The organism is Pelagibacterium nitratireducens (genome assembly GCF_037044555.1).
In the GTDB taxonomy this organism is placed as follows: Bacteria; Pseudomonadota; Alphaproteobacteria; order Rhizobiales; family Devosiaceae; genus Pelagibacterium; species Pelagibacterium nitratireducens.
In genome coordinates, this window is record NZ_CP146275.1 from 908,348 (window position 1) to 931,308 (window position 22,961).

Genomic DNA, 22,961 nt, shown 5'->3' on the forward strand with positions numbered 1-22,961 from the left:
GTGTGCCGCGCGGCCTCTTTGCGGGGCTGCTGCAATCTTAAGGGCGCTGCCCGACCAGGACAGGATTGATGAACGGAAATTTTCGGAATTTGGCCATATGGCTGGTCATCCTTTTCATGCTCTTGGGGCTGTTTCAGGTTTTCCAGTCCTCGACCCGCACCGTATCGACGGTGGAGCGGACCTATAGCCAGTTCGTAAATGACATCGACAATGGCCGTATCGCCGAAGTCACCATCATCAACGATACGGTTCAGGGCCGCACCAACGAGGGCACCCGCTTTGAGGTGACGATCCCCGAAGGCGCCAACATCGTCGAGCGGCTCGAAAACCAGAACGTGGAAATCACGGCCCGCGCGCCGGAAGGGTCGCCCTTCTGGTCGATCCTGCTCTCGAGCTGGCTGCCGTTCATCGTTTTGATCGCCGTATGGTTCTTCTTTATCCGCCAGATGCAGGGCGGTGGCCGTGGCGGCGCCATGGGCTTTGGCAAGTCGCGCGCCAAGATGCTTACCGAATCCTCGGGCAAGGTGACGTTCGAGGACGTGGCCGGTGTCGAGGAAGCCAAGCAGGATCTGGAAGAAATCGTCGAGTTCCTGCGCGATCCGGGCAAGTTCCAGCGGCTGGGCGGGCGCATTCCGCGCGGTGTGCTGCTTGTCGGCCCTCCGGGCACCGGTAAGACGCTTCTGGCCCGTTCGGTGGCCGGCGAGGCCAATGTCCCGTTCTTTACCATTTCGGGTTCGGACTTCGTTGAAATGTTCGTGGGTGTCGGTGCGTCCCGCGTGCGCGACATGTTCGAGCAGGCCAAAAAGAATGCGCCGTGCATCATCTTCATCGACGAAATCGACGCCGTCGGCCGCCAGCGTGGTGCCGGTTTAGGCGGCGGGAACGACGAACGCGAACAGACGCTCAACCAGTTGCTGGTCGAGATGGACGGGTTCGAAGCCAATGAAGGCATCATCCTGATCGCCGCGACCAACCGTCCCGACGTTCTCGATCCCGCGTTGCTGCGTCCGGGCCGTTTCGACCGTCAGGTCGTGGTGCCCAATCCCGACGTCGCCGGTCGCGAACGCATCCTCAAGGTCCACGTCCGCAAGGTGCCGCTGGCCCCCGACGTCGACCTGAAGGTTCTGGCCCGCGGAACGCCCGGCTTTTCGGGCGCGGATCTGATGAACATCGTCAACGAAGCCGCACTTCTGGCCGCGCGCCGCAACAAGCGGTTCGTGACCCATGCCGAGTTCGAGGATGCCAAGGACAAGATCATGATGGGCGCCGAGCGCCGCACCATGGCCATGACCGACGAGGAAAAGAAGCTCACTGCCTATCACGAGGCCGGTCACGCGCTGATCAACCTGATGCTGGTGGGCAAGCTCGATCCGATCCACAAGGCCACCATCATCCCGCGCGGCCGTGCGCTGGGCATGGTGATGACCCTGCCCGAAAAGGACAGCTATTCGTTCTCCCGCGAAAAAGCGGTGGCGCGTCTGGCCATGCTGTTCGGCGGCCGCGAAGCCGAGATCTACAAGTTCGGTGCCGAAAAGGTCACATCGGGCGCCTCTGGCGATATCCAGATGGCGACCAATCTGGCCCGCTCGATGGTTATGGAATGGGGCATGAGCGAAAGGCTCGGCCGCGTGCGCTACAAGTCGAACGATCAGGAAGTGTTTCTTGGCCATTCGGTGACCCAGTCCCAGCACATGTCGGATGAAACCGCCAAGCTGATCGACGAGGAAGTGCGCAAGCTTGTCGAAGACGGCGAGTTGGCGGCCCGCACCATGATCATGGAAAATATCGACAAGTTCGAAACCGTCGCCCAGGCGCTTCTCGAATATGAAACCCTGACGGGTGACGAATTGCGCGGCCTTATGGACGGCAAACAGCCGGTCCGGGATATCGACAACGACAACACGCCGAAATCGACCGGTGTGCCCAAGGCCGGTAAGCCGCACAAAAAGCGCGGCGAGGAAGGCGAACCCGATGCCGGGCTCGAGCCCCAGCCGGGCACCTGATGCCACAGCGTTCAAAGGGCCGCTCTCTGGAGCGGCCCTTTTTGTTTGTGCTGTTATCCCACGCCCTGCTTTAGCTCCTCCCTCGCTTCGCACCGGAGTATGGGTATGGCTGCTGGGTCCCGGATCAAGTCCGGGACAGCGATGGGGGTTGAGCCGCGCTTGCGGCTCCATCACCGCCATTCACTCCACCCCCATCGTCATCCTCGGGCTCGACCCGGGGAGTGAATGCCGTCCGTAGGCAAATCGCTCCGGTGGAGCGATTTGAGGCGCGAACGCCCGGAGCGCTATGCGCGAGGGCAGCAACGCCCGAGGATGACGTGGGTGAAGGTGGAAACGCTGCGTAAAAAACTTTATCCCCGCCCCATCATCCTCGTGCCATTCTCCTCGCACGGCCGCACCAGAGACGAGGATGCATACGAGCTTCCGGTGAGGGCGGGATTGGAGAAGGGGGAGCATGGGTCCGAGCCTTAGGACCGCATCGGCCCTCGGGCACTTCGATCCCATCCGACAGGCCGGTCCGGGTTCCATGCGGGTCGCTGCAGGGAAGGCCCAAAGCGGACGGATGGCCGGGCGAGGATGGGAGTCCACGTCGTACTCCCGAAAGGGAGAGGGGCACCGACGGGAGGTTGGCAGGGAAAGTGGGCACCGGATTCCCGGTTCGCCAACCGACCCACTAAAAATGCCAATATCCCGGACGACAAACCCCAGCCCGAGACGCCGCCATAAGCCCAAAACCCCGGATGCGTGGGGCGATGATCGCTTCATATAAAAACTAAATCATGCGGAGCGTTCATCGCCCCATGCCGTCTACTTCGATCCGTCCTTCGGCCAATCGTGCCGGTGGCACGATTGGAGGTGAGAAGGCCATGAGAGCTAAGCTCGAATGGCAATCATAGTCCGAGGCGATCTCGCCGTCGGACGCATCGGCGCGCCAAGACTAACCTATGTAAACCACCTTATCGTTTCCCTAAACGGCTGTTTAACCAGGGATGGTTAACTATTCGGGCAGGGACGACATATCGATGCCTGCTTGCAGGTCATCTGGGGGAACTGGATATGTTCAGACTAAACGGTGCTGCGTCCGGCGAAGCGCAATCGAAAATTGATGCCATCAATCGCTCACAAGCGGTGATCGAGTTTTCGCTCGATGGCACCATTCTGACCGCCAATGAGAATTTTCTCGCGGCTATGGGGTACGGGCTCGAAGAGATCGTGGGCAAGCACCATTCGATGTTCGTCCCGCCTGACTACGCGGGCAGCGAGGCGTATCGTGCCTTCTGGAAGAGCCTGGCGCAGGGCGTCTATCAGGCCGACGAGTTCAAGCGGCTGGCCAAGGGCGGCCGCGAGATCTGGATACAGGCAAGCTACAATCCGATCCTCGATCGCGCCGGCAAGCCGGTCAAAATCATAAAATTTGCCACCGATATTACAGCGCAAAAGCTGCAGGCCGCCGATCACGCGGCTCAGGTCGCAGCCATCGGGCGGGTACAGGCCGTCATCGAGTTTACCCTCGAAGGGATCGTCCTCACCGCCAACGAGAATTTCGTTTCAACGGTCGGCTATGGGCTCGAGGAGATCGCCGGCAAGCACCATGCCATGTTCTGCGATGCGAGTTATACGGCATCGCAGGACTATGCCGACTTCTGGGCGCGTCTGCGGGCTGGCGAGTTCGTGGCCGGTGAATTCCAGCGGGTGGGCAAGGGCGGCAAGGACATCTGGATACAGGCGAGCTACAACCCGATCCTCGATCCCGCCGGCAAACCGGTCAAGATCATCAAGTTCGCCACCGACATTACCGAGCGCAAACGGGCCGAGGCGATCATCGCGCTGCTCACCCGGAGCCTTGAAAGTATGGCCGAGGGCGATCTGCGCGGGCGGATCGATCAGAGCTTCACCGGCCAGTACGAAGCGTTGCGGCAGGCCTACAACAAGACGCTCGCGCAACTCGTCGATATCGTCTCCCGGCTCAAATCGACATCGGGCGCGGTCAAGACCGCAACCAGCGAACTGCTCACCGGGGCCAACGATCTGGCGGACCGGACCACAAAGCAGGCCGCGACCATCGAGGAAACATCGGCCGCCATGGAGCAGCTTTCTGGCGCTGTCGTCGCCAGCGCCGGGCAGGCGCGGACCGCCGCCGACAAGGCCCGTTCGCTCTCGGCCAGCGCCAGTGAGGGGGGCACCGTGATGGGCGAGGCCAACAAAGCCATGGAGCGGATCTCGGCCTCTTCGGCCAAGATTTCCAACATCATCGGCATGATCGACGATATCGCCTTCCAGACCAACCTTCTGGCGCTCAACGCATCGGTCGAAGCGGCCCGGGCCGGGGAGGCGGGCAAGGGATTTGCCGTTGTCGCCATCGAAGTGCGCCGCTTGGCCCAATCTGCGGCCGATGCGTCGTCCGAGGTCAAGGCACTCATTGAAACCAGCGCCGCCGAAGTTGCCGGAGGCTCCCGGCTCGTCGAACAGGCCGCCGCCCGGCTGCTCGAGATCTTGCAGGGCGCTGAAGAAAGCTCGGCCGTCATAGGTGAGATCGCCAAGGCGGCCTCCGAGCAGTCCGCCGCCATCGAGGAGGTCAACAGCGCGGTCCGGCAGATGGACGAGATGACCCAGCACAATGCCGCCCTGGTCGAACAGACCAACGCCGCGGTCGAGCAGACCGAGGGCCAGGCTGTCGAACTCGACCGGATCGCTGCGGTCTTTACGGTCACCGACCAGGAACCGAGCCCGGTTGCCCGCCCGCCGGTTGCGGCGCCGCGGCGCGCCTATCGTGTGGATGGCAGTGCGGCGATCAGCACCGAGTGGGAGGATTTCTAGAGTTCGATCCGACGTCCCCCGGTCAGCGCCTCTTGTCACGACGCCCTCTCTTGGCTACCCAGAAGCGTCTTTTATGGAGAAGCAGCGCGTGGCCAAGATCGATACCAAGACCGAAGGACTGGACCTCTATGTCTATGTCGCCAAGACCTTTGCCGACAGTCCATGGCTCCACTACGGTCTGTGGGAACCCGGCGAGCGCCCCAACATTCCCCAGTTGCGGATGGCGCAAGAGCGCTATGTCGATAAGCTCCTGGCGCTGATCCCGCCCGCTCCCGGCCGGCTTCTCGATATTGGCGGGGGCACGGGCGAAATGGCAAAGCTGCTGCTCGACAAGGGTTACACTGTCGAAATGATCACGCCGAGCCATTTGCAGGCCGAAGTAGCCGCTGAAAAGCTCGGTCCCAATGCGCGTGTCCATGAGACCAAATTCGAGGATTTTTCGGGTGAAGGTCCGTTCGATGTGTGCATGTTTTCCGAGAGCTTCCAGTATGTCGACCTCGAAACCAGCCTTGCCAAACTCAAACATATCCTCGCACCGAATGGACGGGTGATAATCGCCGACTGTTTCCGCTCCGATGCCTATCAGGGCGACAGGCAGCCGGGCGGGGGACACCGCTATTCAGAGTTTGCCGTCGCAGTGGAACGGGCCGGATTTGCCATTGTCGAGAACGAGGACGTAACGCTTGCCGCCGCGCAGACCATGGCCATTGACCAGAACGTCTATCGCGGATTTGTCGCGCCGACGGTCGATCAGGTGCGCGGACTGCTCTCCAACAAGCGGCCGATCCTTTATTGGTTTCTCAAGACGGCCTATGGCCTGTTCGTGCCGAAATCGGAGCGCGAGAACATCGTTGCGCGCCTCAAGGCGGACTATCGCTCTCCGGAGGCCTTTGCAACGGTCAACACATACCGTTTCCTTGCCCTCGAAAAACGCGCCTGATCCCCGGTTATATTTACCGCGTCAGCGCGTTTGCCTTTTTTTTGCACGACGGGCGGTATAACTTGGTGCGCTGCTGAACAATCGGAAATTTCCCCATGGCTCGCAAATATTTTGGCACTGACGGCATTCGCGGTCTGGCCAATGGTCCAAAATTGACCCCCGAGCTGGCCCTCAAGGTCGGCATGGCAACCGGTCTTGCGTTCACGCGGGGCGATTATGCGCACAGGGTGGTGATCGGCAAGGATACCCGCCGGTCCGGCTACATGATCGAAAACGCGCTCACCGCCGGCTTTACCGCCGTTGGTATGGATGTGCTTTTGCTCGGCCCCATGCCGACGCCGGCCGTGGCCATGCTCACCCGGTCGCTCAGGGCCGACGTCGGCGTCATGATTTCCGCGTCTCACAATCCGTTCGATGACAATGGCATCAAGCTGTTCCGACCCGACGGCTACAAACTTTCCGACAGTTTCGAGGCCGAGATCGAAAGCCTTATCGATTCCGACCTGACGCCGAGGCTGGCACGCGGCACGCGGGTCGGTCGGGCGCGGCGTGTCGAGGAAGCCCGCACGCGCTACGTTGAATATGCCAAGCGCACCCTGCCGCGCGATATGGATTTCACCGGATTGCGGGTCGTTGTCGATTGCGCCAATGGCGCCGCCTACAAGACAGCGCCCGAGGTGCTCTGGGAACTGGGGGCCGAGGTCATCTCGATCGGCATCTCGCCCGATGGCTTCAACATCAACGACGGATGCGGTTCGACGGCACCGGGCGCGCTCATCGAGAAGGTCAGGGAATTGCGCGCAGATATCGGCATCGCGCTGGACGGCGATGCCGACCGCGTGCTGATCGTGGATGAAAAGGGCGAGATGGTCGATGGCGATCAGGTGATGGCCGTTATCGGGACCTCCTGGCATCAGCGCGGCATGCTTGCAGGGGGCGGGATCGTCGCCACTGTGATGTCCAACCTCGGGCTTCAGCGCTATCTCGAAGCGCAAGGGCTTTTGCTCGAGCGCACCAAGGTGGGTGATCGCTACGTGCTCGAAGCCATGCGCGGCAAGGGCTTTAATGTAGGTGGCGAGCAGTCGGGCCATATCATTCTGTCGGACTTTACGACGACGGGCGACGGGCTGGTTGCGGCGTTGCAGCTGCTCTCGGTGGTCAAGCAGGAAGGCAAGCCGGTTTCCGAGGTCTGCCATCGTTTCGATCCGGTGCCGCAATTGCTTCAGAGCGTGCGGTACAAGCGCGGCAAGCCGCTCGATGACAAGTCGGTGCGGGCTCTGATTGCCGATGCCGAAATCAGGCTCGGCGAGACCGGCCGCCTCATCATCCGTGAATCGGGCACCGAACCGGTCATCCGGGTGATGGGCGAGGGCGACGATGCGGCACTGGTTTCCCAGGTGGTCAACGAGATCGTTGCGGCCATTGGCAAAGTTGCCTGATCTGGGACTTTACGGTTAAACGGTACAGTTAAGCGCACTTTAAGGAAGTTCCTCTAAATTCTACTTAATGCTAGGGAATTTGATGGCTTGGGGAACTTACGCCTATGAAAAAGCTGGTCGCTTGTGCTGTCCTTGGGGCAGCGGCGCTTGTGTCGACGGCAGCCATGGCCGCCGATCCTGTCTCGTTCGACTATCCTGTCTATAAAGACTATGTCCCGCCCTACGTCCCGCCGGTCGACGAGGGCCTTAAAGGCTCGTTCTATCTGCGGGGAAGCGTGGCTGGAAATTATGCATGGTCGCGTCAGGCGCGCCATCCGGACGCAGGTGATGTCTTTTCGATCACTGAAGGTGGCTGGGGCTACAGCGCTGGCATTGGTGCTGGGTATGAGACCGGCACAGGGTTTCGGTTCGACACGACGGTCGACTATCTCGCCAACAACGACATGACGGCCGATATTGGGGGCGCAGATCATACGCTGGAGTTGCGTTCGACTATCGTTTTGGCCAATGCCTATTACGATTTCGGCCTTGGAGATATGGGCTTGTCGGCTGCGGGTGGCGCATTCGGCTACGTGGGCGCAGGTGCCGGTGTGGCATTTAACGACTCGCGCGTTTCGGATGGCAGCTTTGGCCCCTGGGGCAGCAATACGAGCTTTGCAGCGGCCGGCATGACTGGCGTCGGGTACGATTTCGGCTCGATCGTTGCCGATCTGGGCTATCGTGCGCTCTACATCGCGAGCATCGAGAACGATAACGAGACGCCGCGCTATGCGCTCGACGATACGTTGGTGCATGAACTGCGTGCCACTTTGCGTTATCGCTTCTAAGGGCACTGACCTCTACCAGTTTGAAAGGCGGCCTAGATGGCCGCCTTTTTTGTTTTGAGGAGTGCGTGCAGTGCGCCGCCGGCGATCAGGCCCCAAAAGGCAGCGCCGATGCCGAAAAGGGTGAGGCCGGAGGCCGCCGTTACGAAGGTCAAGATCGCCGGCAGGCGCAAATCGTCATCGGCGACCGAGCCGACGAGCGCGTTGGCAAGAGCGCCGATCAGGGCCAGGCCGGCCACGGCCTCGATCAGGATCGGCGGCGCAGCGGAAATGAACGCTGCCGCGATTCCAGCCCCCAGAGCGAACACGATATAGGCAAAACCCGCTGTAATGGCGGCGATATAGCGCTTGGCCTTGTCCGGATGGGCCTCCGGCCCAGCGCACAGGGCGGCCGTTATGGCAGCCAGATTGATCAGTTGGCCGCCCAGGAGCCCGCCAATGGCGCTGACAATGCCGGTCGAAACAAAGATCGGTTTGACGTCGGGATGGTATCCATTGGTCCGCAAGACGGCGAGGCCGGGGATGTTCTGGGACGCCATTGTCACGACAAACAACGGCAATGCTATGCCGACAAGAGCGTCAAGATTAAGGGTCGGCACGACCAGAACGGGGGCCGGCCAGGCATTTGCGAAGAGATCGGCGGGAAGTTCAGTCGATATGGCAATCATCACCGCGCTGACCCCCACTGCGGCGGGTACGGCCCAGATTCGTGCAAAGCGCAGGGTAATCGCCCAAACCAGGATGATGGGAAGTGCCAGCGCGGGAAGTTCGGCGACGGCCCGGACCGGAGCGAGGCAGAGATTGAACAGGATGCCGGCCAGCATGGCACTGGCGAGTGGCATCGGGATTGCTGCCACTGCCCGTCCGAACGGGCGCCAGAAGCCGGCGGCAACGACCAGCGCGGCGGCAACGATGAAGGCACCGACCGCGGCGGGAAAACCACCCTGGACGGCGCCCGTTGCAATCAGCAACGCAGCACCCGGCGTCGACCAGGCGATCGAGATCGGCATTTTGGTCATGGCACTCATAATGATTCCGACCAAAGCCATGCCAAGACAAAGCGCAAAAAGCCCCGAGGCGGCCTGGGCCTGCGTGGCGCCCACGGCACCAAAGCCCTGCAAGATGATGGCGAACGAACTTGCAAAGCCCACCAGCGAAGCGAGCAGTCCCGAAAAGACCGGCTGGAAAAGGGTCCCGGTTTGGGCCATCGCCGGGTTGGACGGGGAATCGATCATGGTGGGAAACTCCCAGGAATTGCGTGCCGAACGGCCGCCAGAGTTGCCTTTTCAATGCCACGATTAGGCGAGTCGCGCATATGTGTTCCAAGGACTTTTGAAGGTAATGCTTTGAATCGATAGACGATTCTTGTTGATCACATTTTTGTCATCGTTGGTTACCACTGTTGAGAGCGTCAAAACGATGCCGCTTTCAGAATACCCGGCCGATGGCCGTACCCAATGGGAACCATTTTTGCCACTGGCCATTTTGTTTTGAAAATGAAAAGGAGACCAAAAATGCGTAAGTTTCTTGCCCTTCTGGCTCTGCCGCTCATGCTGGCCGTTGCCGCTTGTGACATGCCTCCGCCCGAGGATGGCGGTGCGCCTGCCGATCCGGCGGTGACGACCGATCCGGCCGTCCCGGCCGAGCCTGCGGTCCAATAACGATCGTACCGATAATTGCTTTGACAAAGGGCGTCCGAAAGGGCGCCCTTTTTTCATGAAATCTGGAATCCGATGAGCGACCAACCACAACCACACCGGCAACAGGGAGCGCGGATCGGGGGGATCGACGCGGCTCGGGCCCTCGCCGTGGTGGGCATGCTGATGGTCCATGTGGGACCGCGTGACCGAGCCAATCTCGCCGAAGTTCTCTACAATCTGCCGCATGGCCGCGCGTCGATCCTTTTCGTGTTCATCGCCGGGATCGGGATATCCTTTCTTTCGGCGCGGCGCGAAGACTTGAATGTAGCCAGGCTCAGGCTGTTCTGGATGGCTATGGTTTTTCTCCCGGTCGGGCTGATCCTGCAGACGCTTGACCACGGGATCGCGGTGATCCTGCATCACTATGCGATGTTTTATCTGCTCGGCATCGCCGTAATGGCTCTGCCCTCCCGGTATTTGGCCGGTCTTGCCGGTGCTGTGAGCATATGCGGGCCGCTGGTCTATTTTGCGATCCGCGCGCACTGGCCCGACCTGGTCGGGCGGGAGACCACTATGGTGGGCGATCGACCGCTCGATGTGCTCGACGGACTGCTGCTGACCGGGCCGTACCCTTTGCTCACCTGGTCTCCAGCGCTGCTGTGGGGCATGTGGGTGGGACGGCTGGATCTGCGGTCGGGGCAAAGGCATTTCCAATTGTTGCAGGCAGGCGTTGCAGTTGCGTTGGGTGCGGCTGGCGTCAGCGCGGCCGGATTGCTGATATCGGGCACGCCGGATGGCGTGGCGGACTGGCGGCAACTGCTTGTGGATGGACCGCACAGCCAGATGCCGCTCTGGGTGATCGGATCGATCGGGACGGCCGCGTCGGTGAGTGGGGCGGTGCTCGCCATCGTCGACCGTTGGCCGAAAATTTGGGGGCCATTGGTGGCATTGGGACAGTTGGCGCTGAGCTTTTATGTTGCGCATCTGGTTGCGCTGCATTTCCTCGACGATCTCTTGCGGCGCGACAGCGTTGGGGAGGCGATGGTGTCGGTCATTATCGTCACGGCCATCGCAATTGGTTTTGCCGTGCTGTGGCGACGCCATTTTGCGCGTGGACCGCTGGAGACGCTGCTTGTGAGCCCGTTCGTTCTGGCGGTGGGGCGTGGACAATAATTCGGTCGCGTTGGCGGTTGCGTGCGGATATGGAGGGGCATGGACAAAGAACATTTTCCAATTTTTCTCGTGGCCACACCCGGCCTTGAGAACGCACTTTGCAATGAAGCCGCCGACCTGGGGTTTTCCGAACCCAAGCCCGTTTTTGGCGGTGTCGAGATTTCGGGCGGCTGGCGCGACGTTTGGCGCGCCAATCTCGAACTGCGGGGGGCCGGTCGGGTGCTGGTGCGGATCGACAGCTTTCGGGCCAGCCATCTGGCGCAGCTCGACAAACGCGCCCGTGCGGTGGCCTGGGGCGAGGTGCTGCGCAAGGATGTGCCTGTACGGGTCGAGGCGAGTTGCCGGAAATCGAAGATCTATCATTCCGGTGCCGCGGCGGAACGCGTGGAAAAGGCGATAGCCCAGGAGTTGGGGGCCACAATCGAAAGCGATGCGCAGATCCGGGTGCTGGTAAGGATCGAAAACGATCTGTGCACCATCAGCCTGGACACCTCGGGCGAGGGGCTGCACAGGCGCGGGCATAAACTCGAAGTTAACAAGGCGCCGATGCGGGAAACCATGGCGGCTTTGCTGTTGCGCGAATGCGGATACACCGGCGACGAACCGGTGCTCGACCCCATGTGCGGGTCGGGCACGCTGGTGATCGAGGCGGCCGAAATGGCGCTGGGCCTCAAGCCGGGCCGGAAGCGGCCGTTTGCGTTCGAGCATCTGGCCCGTTTCGATCCAAACGAATGGGCGGCGATGAAACAGGCACGAGGTGGTAAGAGCACCAACTTTCTGTTTCTTGGCAGCGACCGGGATGCCGGCGCCATTCGAATGAGTTTAGCCAATGCGGAGCGGGCGGGGACAAGTTCGGTTACGCGCTTTGCCCAAATCCCCATCGACCAGTTGGAACGGCCCGAAGGGCCGGCAGGGCTGGTGATCGTCAACCCGCCTTACGGGGCGCGGATCGGGGATCGCAAGAAGCTCTATCCGCTTTATGGCGCGCTGGGGCGAGTGCTTAAAGACCGATTTTCGGGCTGGCGCGTGGGTATGGTGACCACCGACAAGGCGCTGGCGCAGGCGACCGGGCTGGAATTTGGCAAGCCGGGCGAAAGCATCGACAATAACGGGTTGCGGATCACGCTCTATCGGACCGGCGTACTGCAATAGCGGGCTTGCAAGCGCGGCAAAATCTCCCATCTCTTTTAATGCATTTACGCATCGGGGGATTTTCAAATGGATAGACGCATCAAGATCGAACAGCACTCGGGCGTCGGGATGCTGTGGTTTGTGGGCTGGCTGTTCACCATCGGCTTTCTGGAACTCAATTTCTGGACCGGCGTGTTGGCGATTATCGTTTGGCCCTATTTCCTCGGCACCCATTTTGCCGGGATGGGTGGGGTCTAGCGCGCCCTTGCGCTGATCGCCGCAAAATGATTTACGGCGGGCAGAAATGGCCGCTCTTACGGGGGCGGCCTTGTCTTTGTTGGAAGTCTCCTGATGATCCGTCTTGAAAATATCGGCAAGCAGAACGGCAAACAGATCGTTTTCATCGAAGCCTCCGCCGCGCTCCAGAAGGGCGAAAAAATCGGGCTGGTGGGGCCGAACGGGTCTGGCAAGACCACGTTGTTTCGCATGATTACCGGCGAGGAAGGGCCTGATGAGGGGCAGGTGTCTGTCGATCGGGGCACGACGATCGGGTATTTTTCCCAGGATGTTGGCGAGATGGCCGGGCGCTCGGTGGTGGCCGAAACCATGGATGGGGCCGGGCCGGTGGCGGCGCTCAGCGCGGAAATGCGCCAGCTCGAAGCCGATATGGGCGATCCCGACAAGGCCGACGAGATGGATGCGATCATCGCGCGCTATGGCGAGGTGACCGAACAGTTCGAGGAGCTCGACGGCTACGCGCTGGATGGCCGTTCGCGCGAAGTGCTCGACGGGCTGGGGTTTAGCCAAGCCATGATGGATGGCGATGTGGGGGCGCTGTCGGGCGGCTGGAAGATGCGCGTGGCGCTGGCCAAGATCTTGCTGGCGCGGCCCGATGTGTTGCTGCTCGATGAGCCGTCGAACCATCTCGATATCGAAAGCCTGATCTGGCTCGAGGAATTCCTCAAAAACTTCTCCGGTGCGCTGCTCATGACCTCGCACGACCGGGCGTTCATGAACCGGGTGGTCAACAAGATCATCGAGATCGATGGCGGCACGCTGACCTCCTATACGGGCGACTATGAATTCTATCAGGCCCAGCGCGCCATTGCCGATAAGAACCAGCAGGCTCAGTTCGAGCGTCAGCAGGCGATGCTGGCCAAGGAAATCCAGTTTATCGAACGGTTCAAGGCGCGGGCGAGTCACGCGGCGCAGGTGCAAAGCCGGGTGAAAAAGCTCGACAAGATCGACCGGGTCGAACCGCCCAAGCGGGCGCAGAAGGTCGTGTTCGAATTCCGCCCCGCGCCGCGCTCGGGGGAGGATGTGGCCGTGCTCAAGGGCGTCGCCAAGACCTATGGCGACAAGACCATCTATGACGGGCTCGATTTCCATGTGCGGCGCAAGGAGCGCTGGGCAATCATGGGGGTGAACGGTGCGGGCAAATCAACACTCCTCAAACTGGTGACCGGGGCGGCAGAGCCGGATACGGGATCGGTAGCCCGGGGGCCGTCGGTCAAGATGGCCTATTTCGCCCAGCATGCCATGGATGTGCTGGACGGGGACAAGTCGATCTTTGAGATGCTGCAAAGCGAATTCCCGCAGGCGGGACAGGCGCCGCTGCGGGCTTTGGCGGGGTGTTTCGGGTTTTCCGGCGACGATGTCGAAAAGAAATGCCGGGTGCTTTCGGGCGGGGAAAAGGCGCGGCTGGTGATGGCGATGATGCTGTTTGATCCCCCCAATTTCCTTGTTCTGGACGAGCCCACCAACCATCTCGACATCGCCACCAAGGAAATGCTGATCGAGGCGCTGGCCAATTACGAGGGCACGATGCTGTTCGTGTCGCACGACCGGCATTTTCTGGCCGAATTGTCCAACCGGGTGCTGGAGGTTTCGCCCGAGGGCGTGCGGACGTTCGGGGGTGGGTATCGCGAATATGTCGAAAGCACCGGACAGGAGGCGCCGGGGTTAAGGCATTAGGTTTGGCCCGGGGGGCTTTCTTCGAGACATGCCAAAACCGCCGACGGCGAGATTGCCTCGGGCTATGATGGGATAGACGGCATGGGGCGATGAACGCTCCGCACTGAAATTTGTATATATGAAGCGATCATCGCCCCATGCATCCGGGGTTTTTGGCTTATGGCGGCGTCTCGGGCTGGGGTTTGTCGGGAAGACACCATCGCTGGTGCCTTCCGCGGTGCCCCTCCGGGTTTCCCCGGTACGACGTGGATACCACTCCTCGTCCGGCCATCCGTCCGCTTTGGACCTTCCCTGCGGCGACCCGCATGGAACCCGAACCGATCCCGCCCAAACGTTCGTTGCGCTTGCGTCTATCTGCGCGGGTTCGTGAGGGCAGTATGGGGGAGGTGGTGGAAGCGGGGATAAAGTTTTTGCGGCTGTATGTTGCCCAAGGTAAGCAAACTGGGCGAAAGGGAAGTGTTCCGCCGGAGAATGCTATGACACCGCAGGAATATCAAAACTGGAAGCCGCCAAGCGAATATGCCCGATGGGTTCCAATTTCTGCCCATCTCTTTGTCGTAAACCTCGCTCTGCCTGCTGGGCTATCAATCATCCATAGGCTAATGGCCGCCACTATTCCGGGTTACACGGCGAGTGCGCTTCAAACCCTAGTCTTCATAGTTGTCGGGTTGGCGCTGCAAGTCGCCAATCTCAGGATCTGGTTGTATTATCGCGGCGCAGCGCTTGCCGGATTGATTTCGGTGGTCATTGGACTCAACTTCTTGACGATGGCGCTAATGGCTCTTTGGTCATTTGTGTTGGCCGCCCCTTACATGCACTATCTTTGGAATGCATATCTAATCTTCACCGCTGGCTGACCGTTGGCGTCGTTCGGTTTGTGCAATTCGTGCCATTGATTCTCAGCCCCCTTGCCAACCGCCCCCATCCTCCTCTATACGGGCTTCGGGCCATCCCTCCCCAACGAGGGACGCCCATCTGTAAGGATGGAGCAACATGACAGATATTTCTGCCGCCACCGATGTGGCGAAGCCGGCACTGCGTCCGGAAAATCCCAATTTTTCGTCAGGTCCTTGTGCCAAGCGTCCCGGGTGGACGGTTGAGGCGCTTACCGGTGCGCTGGTGGGGCGGTCTCACAGGGCCAAGCCGGCCAAGGCCCGCATTCAGCGCGCCATCGCATTGACGCGTGAACTGCTCGAAGTTCCCGAGGATTATCTGATCGGCATCGTGCCGGCATCCGATACCGGCGCCGTGGAAATGGCGCTGTGGGGCATGCTGGGCGCACGCGGCGTCGACATGCTGACCTGGGAATCGTTTGGGGCCGGGTGGGTCACCGACGTTCAAAAGCAACTCAAGCTCGACGATGTGCGGGTGCTCAAGGCCGAATATGGCGAATTGCCGGACCTCTCCGACGTCGATTTTTCGCGCGACGTCGTGTTCACCTGGAACGGGACGACATCGGGCGTTCGCGTTCCAAATGGCGAGTGGATCCCGGCGGACCGCGAGGGACTGACCATTTGCGATGCCACTTCGGCGGCGTTTGCGCAGGATCTCGATTTTTCCAAGCTCGATGTTGTGACCTTTTCCTGGCAGAAGGCGCTGGGCGGGGAAGCCGCGCATGGCATTCTGATCCTCTCGCCGCGGGCCGTGGAACGGCTGGAAACCTTTACGCCGGCCAACCGGCCCCTGCCCAAGATTTTCCGGCTGACCAAGGGCGGCAAGCTGATGGCGGAGGTCTTTGAAGGCGCGACCATCAATACGGTGTCGATGATCTGCATCGAAGATGCGGTGGACGCCATGGAATGGGGGCTCAAGGTTGGCGGGCTCAAGGCGCTGCAGGCGCGGGCCGATGCCAATGAGAAGGCGATTGCCGATTGGGTGGCCAAGACCGATTGGGTCGATTTTCTCGCCACTGATCCCAAGGTGCGGTCGAACACTTCGGTGTGCCTGAAAATCGTCGATCCCGAGGTCGCAGCGCTTTCCGACGAGGCGCAGGCCAAGCTTGCCAAGGCGGTTGTCTCCCGGCTCGATAAGGAAGCCGTGGGCTACGATATCGGCGGCTATCGCGACGCGCCGACGGGATTCCGCATCTGGTGCGGCTCGACCGTTCAAACGGCAGATCTCGAAAAGCTGACACCGTGGCTCGACTGGGCGTTTGCCGAAGAGAAAAAGGCGGCGTTGGCGTAAGGCGGGCTGGACGGGAGCGGGCGGCATGGCAAGCGAGAAACTGCGCAGCTTTGCCGCGGACACGGTCGCGCTGGTGATCTTTTTCACCATCGTGAGCGGGCTCAACGAGCGGTTTATCGCCGGTATGAGCTGGCCCGAGGTGGCGGTTTCGCGCGCCATCGGTGCGCCGCTGATGGTGCTGACGGCTCGGCCTTACGGCTTCTGGCGGGACTGGTTTTTGAAGATCACCAGCCCCCGCTCGCCCGGTTCAACCCTGATCATGGATTCCATTGCGCTGCTGGCGTTTCAGGTGCCGATCTATGTGTTCATCATCTTTGCAAGCGGGGCAAGGGGCATGGGGATCGTTACCGGAGCGTTGGGATTTGCGGTGCTGATGCTGATCCTGGGACGGCCGTATGGACTATGGCTCGAATTCTTCCGCAGACGGTTCGGATTAACGAGCCCGGGCCAGAAACCGATGTCGCTGGGCGGATAAAAGAGAATTTTCCGGCCGCTGCGGTGGCCGGCTTTCATCACATTTTCGGGCCGGAGCGGCCCATGCTGAACAAGGATTATGGATATGGCCAAGGTATTGGTTTCGGACAAGATCAGCCCGGCGGCAATCGAGATTTTCAAGGCAAACGGGGTGGAGGTCGATTACCTCCCCGATGTGGGCAAGGACAAGGAAAAGCTGGCCGAAATCATCGGGCAGTATGACGGTCTGGCCATTCGATCGGCGACCAAGGTGACCGACAAGATTTTGGCCCATGCCACCAACCTCAAGGTCATCGGGCGGGCCGGGATCGGGGTGGACAATGTCGATATTCCGGCAGCGACCGCCAAGGGGGTGATCGTGATGAACACCCCGTTCGGCAATTCGATCACCACGGCAGAGCACGCCATTTCGATGATGCTGGCGCTGGCGCGGCAGATCCCGGAGGCCGATGCCTCCACGCGGGCATCGAAGTGGGAAAAGAACCGCTTTATGGGCGTTGAAGTGACCAACAAGACGCTGGGCCTGATCGGGGCGGGCAATATCGGCTCGATCGTTGCCGACCGCGCTCAGGGCCTGAAAATGAAGGTGATCGCCTTCGATCCGTTCCTCACGCCCGAGCGTGCGATCGATCTGGGCGTCGAAAAGGTCGAACTGGACGACCTTCTGGCGCGGGCCGATTTCATCACGCTGCACACGCCGCTGATCGATGCGACGCGCAACATCATTTCGGCTGAAGCGATTGCCAAGATGAAAGACGGCGTGCGGATCATCAACTGCGCACGCGGCGGGCTGATCGATGAAGCGGCGCTGAAAGATGCGCTGGACGCGGGCAAGGTTGCCGGCGCGGCGCTCGACGTGTTCCTCGAAGAACCGGCCAAGGACAATCCGCTGTTTGGCCTGGCCAACGTCATCTGCACCCCCCATCTTGGCGCATCGACCACCGAGGCGCAGGAAAATGTTGCGCTGCAGGTGGCCGAGCAGATTTCGGCCTATCTCAACACCGGCGAAGTCATCAATGCGCTGAACTTCCCATCGATTTCCGCCGAAGAGGCGCCCAAGCTGACCCCGTTCGTCAAGCTGGCCGAGCTCCTGGGCTCGTTTGCCGGGCAATTGACCGAAACGGCGATCAGCGGCATCCGTATCGAGTTCGAGGGGGATGTTTCGGCGCTCAACACCAAGCCGATGGTCGCGGCGCTGCTCAACGGGGTTCTCAAGCCCTTGCTGGGCGAGGTCAACATGGTTTCGGCCCCGGCACTGGCCAAGGATCGCGGCATTGCGGTGGAAACGGTCAATCGCGAGCAGGTGGGGGCCTATGACAACCTCATCCGGCTCACCGTGGTGACCGAGCGCCAGGAGCGCAGCGTTGCGGGCACGGTCTATGGGTCCAAGGCGCCGCGCATCGTCGAGATCAAGAACATTACGCTCGAAGCGGAAGTCACCCCGCACATGCTTTACATCACCAACGAGGACAAGCCGGGCTTTATCGGGCGGCTGGGCACGCTTTTGGGCCAACTTGGCATCAATATCGCCAACTTCAACCTCGGCCGGGTCGAACAGGGCAAGGATGCGATCGCGCTTTTGTCCATCGACAGCGAGATGACCGATGGCGAGTTGACGCAGATCGAAGGGCTCGAGGGCGTCAAGCAGGCCAAGCGGCTGGTGTTTGGGGTCTGAGATCGACCACAGCGATTTTGAAAAGGGCGGCAGCGATGCCGCCTTTTTTACTGTGCTTGCGCTCTATTGCGGCTTGAGGATTTCGCGCAGATTGCGGCGTGCGGCATATTCGGCAATGCCTATGCCTGCAATGATGAAGGCTGCGGCGATCATATGAAAGATCTCGAGGGTCTCACCGAGGATAAAGACGGCGAGCAGGGCGCCGAAGACGGGAATGAGGTTGATGAACAGGCTGCCCCGGTTGGGGCCGATCAGTTCGACGCCGCGTGCGTAGGTCATCTGGGCGACGATGGAGGGCAGCAGGGCCACGTAAAGAACGACGGTCCAGCCGCGCCAGCTCATTGTGGTCACCTCCGCGACAAGCCCGAGCGGGCCGGTGCCGAACACGAGCTGATAGCCGCATGCGGCGAGCATGGCGAAAAAACTTGTGCAGGCGATAAAACTGAGCCATCCGATTTTCGGCTTGTAGCGCAGCATGAGCGAGTGGAGCGCGTAAAACAGTGCCGCAAGCAGCATCATGGCATCGCCGATATTGACGTCGAGCCCGACCAGCCGGAGCGGACTGCCATGGGTTGCGACGTGGATGACCCCGTAGATGGTGAGCACCACGCCCACGATGTGGAGCCCGGAAGCGCGGACGCGGAAGATCGCGAAATTGCCGACCATGACCAGAACAGGGATGGCCGCCTGGATCATGGCGACATTGACGGCGGCGGTGTGGGTGGTCGCTGCATAGAGCAGCACGTTGAAGCTGGTGAAACCGAGAACGCCATAAAAGGCCAGCCAGCCCCATCCGCGCCGGATTTCGGCCCATTCGGCGCGCAGGCTGGTCCAGGCGAAGGGCGCGATGATGACAAAGGCAACAAGCCAGCGCATGACCGAAAGCGCATAAGGGTCGAGCTCGCCAATGGCCATTTTCCCCGCAATGATATTGGCGCCCCAGAACAGCGCGGAGAGGGTCAAAAGCAGGTAAGGCTGGCCCATGAGCCGCGTCAATGGATTGGATGGCGAAGAGAGCGAGGCAGGGGACTTTGTCATAACGGGCCTTGTACTTTATAGAACCCGGACTTATCAGCGTTTTGGCTTGCGGTGAAACAGAGATTTCTGCTGCGGGCGACCCCACCGACAGGTGGGAACGTGGCGCACACGAAAGGGAAACTGGCGTAAATGGCGAATGTTGTGGTGGTCGGCTCGCAATGGGGCGACGAAGGCAAGGGCAAGATCGTTGACTGGCTTTCCGAGCGTGCCGACGTTGTGGTGCGCTATCAGGGCGGACACAATGCCGGCCATACGCTGGTCATCGACGGGGTGAGCTACAAGCTTTCGCTGCTGCCCTCAGGGTTGGTGCGCGGCAAGTTTTCGGTGATCGGCAATGGCGTCGTTGTCGATCCGCATCATTTCGTTGCCGAGGTCGCAAAGATTGCCGGACAGGGGATTTCGGTGACGCCGGAGGTTTTGCGCATCGCCGAGAACGCACCGTTGATCCTTTCGCTGCACCGCGAACTCGACGCGCTGCGCGAGGATTCCAATTCCGGGCTCAAGATCGGCACGACACGGCGCGGGATCGGGCCGGCCTATGAGGACAAGGTGGGCCGCCGGGCGATCCGGGTTTGCGACCTGGCCGAACCCGAAACGCTTATGGACAAGATCGAGCGGCTCCTGACCCACCACAACGCGCTGCGGCGCGGCATGGGGGCTGTCGAGATTTCGGCGCAGGCAATCCATGATGAACTGATGGCGGTGGCCTCCGACATCCTGCCGTTCATGGATCGGGTGTGGGAGCTGCTCGACGAGCGGCGCAAGCGCGGCGAGCGCATTCTGTTCGAGGGTGCGCAGGGCGCTCTGCTCGACAATGATCACGGCACCTATCCGTTCGTCACATCCTCGAACACGGTGGCCGGGCAGGCGGCGCCCGGCTCGGGACTGGGGCCGGCGGCAATCGATTATGTGCTCGGGATCACCAAGGCCTATACGACCCGGGTCGGCGAAGGTCCGTTCCCCAGCGAGCAGGACAACGAGATCGGCCAGTTCCTCGGCGAGAAGGGGCACGAGTTCGGGGTTGTGACCGGACGCAAGCGGCGTTGCGGGTGGTTTGACGCGGTGATCGTGCGCCAGACAGTGCGCACTTCGGGCATTCACGGCATCGCGCTGACCAAGCTCGACGTGCTCGATGGGCTGGACGAAATTCAGGTCTGCGTGGGGTATGAGCTCGACGGGCAGAAAATAGATTATCTGCCCGCCTCAATGGGGGCACAAAGTCGAGTCAAGCCAATTTATGAAACGCTTGATGGCTGGAAAGAAACGACCGCAGGCGCCCGCAGTTGGGCCGAATTGCCCGCTCAGGCGATCAAATATGTGCGGCGTATCGAGGAGCTGATCGGCGCGAGTGTGGCCATGCTCTCCACAAGCCCTGAACGCGAAGACACGATTTTGGTCCAGGACCCGTTTCAAGATTGAATTTTCTTGTTTAAAAACAACTTTGACTAATGCCGGCAACAAGTGATGTTGAGTAGATATGGCCGACTATCGTGAACTCTTGCGCAAGGCGATCGATGCCCTGCCCGACAATACCGGGGCAAATCGCCGGGCGGTTTACGAAAAGGCGCGCAGTGCACTTGTAGCGCAATTGCGCGCCATCGATCCGCCCTTGCCTGCTCGCGAGATCACGACCCACCGGCTCAACCTCGAAGATTGCATTCGTGAGGTCGAGCACGAAGCGACCGAGCGTCTTCTGGGACGGTTCCGGGCTGTCGAGGAAACCGAGCCTGAAGATCAGTCCGAGGATTTCTCCGAAGTCGAGGATGTGACCGGTGAGCCGGTCGCGGCGTTCGATGACCGCGACGACGCTGTGGCCGTGGACGAAGCTGAGCCAGAGCCTGAAATCGAGCCCGCCGATATCGAAAGCGACGGCTTTGTTTCACCTCCGGCCGACGATTTTGTCGCCGAGCCCGAGATGACTGAAGTCGAAACCGTCGAACCCGGGGTGGACGAGCCCGAAGTGGCTGCGGCGGAGCCCGAGTGGCGGGAAGGCGATGCGGAGGAGGGGCCTGCGGACGACGATCAGTTTTCGGCCGAGCCTGCTCCGATGTTTTCGCCGGACGAGGACGGTTCTTCAACCGTCGAGAACGAGACCGTCGAAACGGTTGACCAGCCCGAGCCCGAGCCCGAAACTGAATCGTTCCGGCCTGGTTCGATCGAGGACATCATCGCTTCTGCGGAACGGGCCGCGGGTGAACCCGAAGATACCGAGCCGTCGACGACCGAGCCCGAAGGCGATGAGCGGATCGTCCCGTTTGTGCCGGTGGCCGAACCGGAGGACCATGCCGCTTCGGAAGCCGAGGAAAAGCATTTCATAGTTTCGGAGGCTGACGCCCAGCCCCGGAGCGGTGCACCGCTGGTCGATCTGCACGGACGTCCGCTGAGTGGGACGCAGGAGGCGGTCGCTCAGCCGGAGCCGGCGATGTCGAGCGTTCGTGAGGTTGAACTCGAGCCCGGCATTCTGGCACGTCCGGAAGTTTCCGATGCGCAGGTCGCCATCGACCGGGCGATTGCAGCGCTCGACCGCGAAGCGCGTGGCGAAGCAACCGGTGCCGATGAGGCGGAGGGCGGCGCCGCAGCCGAAGCTCACAACGAAACCGGCGACGATGACAATCCCGAGCGGCGGGGCGGCTTTGGCGCCTTTACGATCTTCCTTCTGATTTCCGTCCTGCTTCTTGGTGGTGGCGGCCTGGCGGGGTATTGGGCCTGGCGGGAAGGGTTTGTCGACCTCAATGCCATCTTTGCCCAGAACGATGCGCCCGAGACGACCGAAGTCGCCGATGCGGACGTGCCGCAAGAGCCGGCTCCGGCCGAAACGCCGGCCGCTGTCAACACCACGCCGGATGTGCCGAGCACGGAAGGCGAAGTGGACGGTTCACCCATGCCGGGCGAGGAGCTTCCCTTCACCGAAACCGAAACGCCCTCGACAGCACCGACGGAACCCGAGGTCACTTTCGAGGACCGACTGCCGGCGGAAGCTGAAACGCCCCCGAGTGCGGACGGTGATGGTGAGGACGAGCCCGGTGCCGCAATAGCGGCCACCGAAGGGCCACAGTCATTGCTGCTCGAGGAGCAGGCCGGCGGAGCAGCGGGCGCCGTGCCTTATACGGGCGGCGTTGAATGGTCGCGCGGGACCGACGAGTTGGGACACCCAACCATCGTCGCCGAGGCCTCGATTCCGGCACGTAATCTGGATGTTGAAGTGTTGTTGCGCCGCAATGCGGACGACAACCTGCCGGCCAGCCACCTCATGGAAGTCAATTTCACGGTTTCCGACAGCTTTGTGGGCGGATCGATTGCCAATCTGCCGGGCGTTCTGCTCAAGAACGAGGAATTGGTGCAGGGCCAGCCGCTGACAGGGGCATCGGCGCGCATCGTGGGCAACTCGTTTCTGTTCGCGCTGTCGAGCGCCAGCGACCTCGACGTCGAAAACAACCTCAACCTGCTCGAGAACCGCGAATGGATCGATCTGGCCATGGTCTATGGTACCGGCCGCCGCGCTATTCTGACCCTCGAAAAGGGCGAAGATGGTGATGCGATCTTTGACGATGTTCTAGAGGCGTGGTCCGCGCTCGATGCCGCGTCGGGGACCGACGCCGAACCGGTGGTCGAGGAGGACACTCCAGCCGAGGCGGCGGGCGGGTAGAAC

18 protein-coding genes are annotated in these 22,961 nt (G+C 61.1%); 16 read left to right on the forward strand and 2 right to left on the reverse strand.

Annotated elements, in window-relative coordinates:
- Positions 1-68 precede the first annotated feature (68 nt).
- From ftsH to V6617_RS04675, 5 genes are all read left to right on the forward strand, one after another.
- Positions 69-2,003, forward strand: a complete 1,935-nt coding sequence (gene ftsH / locus V6617_RS04655) for an ATP-dependent zinc metalloprotease FtsH (protein ID WP_338609451.1) — start codon at positions 69-71, stop codon at positions 2,001-2,003.
- A gap of 1,056 nt (positions 2,004-3,059) precedes the next feature.
- Positions 3,060-4,820: a methyl-accepting chemotaxis protein gene (locus tag V6617_RS04660; protein WP_338609452.1), complete on the forward strand. Its 1,761-nt coding sequence runs from the start codon at positions 3,060-3,062 to the stop codon at positions 4,818-4,820.
- An 88-nt stretch (positions 4,821-4,908) separates the two neighbouring features.
- Positions 4,909-5,760, forward strand: coding sequence for a class I SAM-dependent methyltransferase (locus V6617_RS04665; RefSeq protein ID WP_338609453.1), 852 nt, complete (start codon positions 4,909-4,911; stop codon positions 5,758-5,760).
- A gap of 95 nt (positions 5,761-5,855) precedes the next feature.
- Positions 5,856-7,199, forward strand: a complete 1,344-nt coding sequence (glmM, locus tag V6617_RS04670; RefSeq protein ID WP_338609454.1) for a phosphoglucosamine mutase — start codon at positions 5,856-5,858, stop codon at positions 7,197-7,199.
- Between the two features lie 104 nt (positions 7,200-7,303).
- Positions 7,304-8,026 carry a hypothetical protein gene (locus tag V6617_RS04675; protein ID WP_338609456.1) on the forward strand — a complete coding sequence of 241 codons (723 nt, stop codon included), beginning with the start codon at positions 7,304-7,306 and terminating at the stop codon, positions 8,024-8,026.
- A gap of 32 nt (positions 8,027-8,058) precedes the next feature.
- On the opposite strand, the gene V6617_RS04680 is transcribed toward V6617_RS04675, so the two are convergent.
- Positions 8,059-9,258, reverse strand: a complete 1,200-nt coding sequence (locus V6617_RS04680; protein WP_338609458.1) for a benzoate/H(+) symporter BenE family transporter — start codon at positions 9,256-9,258, stop codon at positions 8,059-8,061.
- A 279-nt stretch (positions 9,259-9,537) separates the two neighbouring features.
- Between V6617_RS04680 and V6617_RS04685 the strand changes: the two genes are divergently transcribed.
- The 9 genes from V6617_RS04685 to serA all read left to right on the forward strand — a co-directional run bounded on the left by V6617_RS04685 (position 9,538) and on the right by serA (position 18,274).
- Positions 9,538-9,684, forward strand: a complete 147-nt coding sequence (locus V6617_RS04685) for a hypothetical protein (RefSeq protein ID WP_338609459.1) — start codon at positions 9,538-9,540, stop codon at positions 9,682-9,684.
- 72 nt (positions 9,685-9,756) lie between these two features.
- Positions 9,757-10,836: a DUF418 domain-containing protein gene (locus tag V6617_RS04690; protein WP_338609460.1), complete on the forward strand. Its 1,080-nt coding sequence runs from the start codon at positions 9,757-9,759 to the stop codon at positions 10,834-10,836.
- A gap of 39 nt (positions 10,837-10,875) precedes the next feature.
- Positions 10,876-11,988, forward strand: coding sequence for a THUMP domain-containing class I SAM-dependent RNA methyltransferase (locus V6617_RS04695; protein WP_338609461.1), 1,113 nt, complete (start codon positions 10,876-10,878; stop codon positions 11,986-11,988).
- 66 nt (positions 11,989-12,054) lie between these two features.
- Entirely contained in the window at positions 12,055-12,225 is a 171-nt protein-coding gene (locus V6617_RS04700; RefSeq protein WP_338609463.1) for a hypothetical protein, read from the forward strand.
- A 93-nt stretch (positions 12,226-12,318) separates the two neighbouring features.
- Positions 12,319-13,941 carry an ABC-F family ATP-binding cassette domain-containing protein gene (locus V6617_RS04705; protein WP_338609464.1) on the forward strand — a complete coding sequence of 541 codons (1,623 nt, stop codon included), beginning with the start codon at positions 12,319-12,321 and terminating at the stop codon, positions 13,939-13,941.
- A gap of 305 nt (positions 13,942-14,246) precedes the next feature.
- Complete coding sequence (locus V6617_RS04710; protein WP_338609465.1) at positions 14,247-14,798, forward strand: hypothetical protein; 552 nt, start codon at positions 14,247-14,249, stop codon at positions 14,796-14,798.
- A gap of 136 nt (positions 14,799-14,934) precedes the next feature.
- Complete coding sequence (locus V6617_RS04715; RefSeq protein ID WP_338609466.1) at positions 14,935-16,125, forward strand: phosphoserine transaminase; 1,191 nt, start codon at positions 14,935-14,937, stop codon at positions 16,123-16,125.
- Between the two features lie 25 nt (positions 16,126-16,150).
- Positions 16,151-16,600, forward strand: a complete 450-nt coding sequence (gene alaE, locus V6617_RS04720; protein ID WP_338609467.1) for an L-alanine exporter AlaE — start codon at positions 16,151-16,153, stop codon at positions 16,598-16,600.
- A gap of 78 nt (positions 16,601-16,678) precedes the next feature.
- Positions 16,679-18,274, forward strand: a complete 1,596-nt coding sequence (serA, locus tag V6617_RS04725; protein ID WP_422394803.1) for a phosphoglycerate dehydrogenase — start codon at positions 16,679-16,681, stop codon at positions 18,272-18,274.
- Between the two features lie 63 nt (positions 18,275-18,337).
- On the opposite strand, the gene V6617_RS04730 is transcribed toward serA, so the two are convergent.
- The gene (locus tag V6617_RS04730; protein ID WP_338609470.1) at positions 18,338-19,312 is read right to left on the reverse strand and encodes a DMT family transporter; all 975 of its coding nucleotides are present in this window, start codon (positions 19,310-19,312) and stop codon (positions 18,338-18,340) included.
- Between the two features lie 129 nt (positions 19,313-19,441).
- Between V6617_RS04730 and V6617_RS04735 the strand changes: the two genes are divergently transcribed.
- Both V6617_RS04735 and V6617_RS04740 read left to right on the forward strand, forming a co-directional pair.
- Positions 19,442-20,731, forward strand: a complete 1,290-nt coding sequence (locus V6617_RS04735; protein WP_338609471.1) for an adenylosuccinate synthase — start codon at positions 19,442-19,444, stop codon at positions 20,729-20,731.
- Between the two features lie 58 nt (positions 20,732-20,789).
- Entirely contained in the window at positions 20,790-22,958 is a 2,169-nt protein-coding gene (locus V6617_RS04740) for a hypothetical protein (protein WP_338609472.1), read from the forward strand.
- Positions 22,959-22,961 lie beyond the last annotated feature (3 nt).

Bases quoted from the DNA above. Each gene is read 5' to 3' on its own strand.
- V6617_RS04705 (WP_338609464.1), top strand. From the start codon at position 12,319: ATGATCCGTCTTGAAAATATCGGCAAGCAGAACGGCAAACAGATCGTT.
- V6617_RS04740 (WP_338609472.1), top strand. From the start codon at position 20,790: ATGGCCGACTATCGTGAACTCTTGCGCAAGGCGATCGATGCCCTGCCC.
- V6617_RS04685 (WP_338609459.1), top strand. From the start codon at position 9,538: ATGCGTAAGTTTCTTGCCCTTCTGGCTCTGCCGCTCATGCTGGCCGTT.
- V6617_RS04680 (WP_338609458.1), bottom strand. From the start codon at position 9,258: ATGATCGATTCCCCGTCCAACCCGGCGATGGCCCAAACCGGGACCCTT.
- alaE (WP_338609467.1), top strand. From the start codon at position 16,151: ATGGCAAGCGAGAAACTGCGCAGCTTTGCCGCGGACACGGTCGCGCTG.
- V6617_RS04715 (WP_338609466.1), top strand. From the start codon at position 14,935: ATGACAGATATTTCTGCCGCCACCGATGTGGCGAAGCCGGCACTGCGT.
- serA (WP_422394803.1), top strand. From the start codon at position 16,679: ATGGATATGGCCAAGGTATTGGTTTCGGACAAGATCAGCCCGGCGGCA.
- V6617_RS04690 (WP_338609460.1), top strand. From the start codon at position 9,757: ATGAGCGACCAACCACAACCACACCGGCAACAGGGAGCGCGGATCGGG.
- V6617_RS04700 (WP_338609463.1), top strand. From the start codon at position 12,055: ATGGATAGACGCATCAAGATCGAACAGCACTCGGGCGTCGGGATGCTG.
- V6617_RS04695 (WP_338609461.1), top strand. From the start codon at position 10,876: ATGGACAAAGAACATTTTCCAATTTTTCTCGTGGCCACACCCGGCCTT.
- V6617_RS04675 (WP_338609456.1), top strand. From the start codon at position 7,304: ATGAAAAAGCTGGTCGCTTGTGCTGTCCTTGGGGCAGCGGCGCTTGTG.
- glmM (WP_338609454.1), top strand. From the start codon at position 5,856: ATGGCTCGCAAATATTTTGGCACTGACGGCATTCGCGGTCTGGCCAAT.
- V6617_RS04730 (WP_338609470.1), bottom strand. From the start codon at position 19,312: ATGACAAAGTCCCCTGCCTCGCTCTCTTCGCCATCCAATCCATTGACG.
- V6617_RS04735 (WP_338609471.1), top strand. From the start codon at position 19,442: ATGGCGAATGTTGTGGTGGTCGGCTCGCAATGGGGCGACGAAGGCAAG.
- ftsH (WP_338609451.1), top strand. From the start codon at position 69: ATGAACGGAAATTTTCGGAATTTGGCCATATGGCTGGTCATCCTTTTC.
- V6617_RS04710 (WP_338609465.1), top strand. From the start codon at position 14,247: ATGGAACCCGAACCGATCCCGCCCAAACGTTCGTTGCGCTTGCGTCTA.
- V6617_RS04660 (WP_338609452.1), top strand. From the start codon at position 3,060: ATGTTCAGACTAAACGGTGCTGCGTCCGGCGAAGCGCAATCGAAAATT.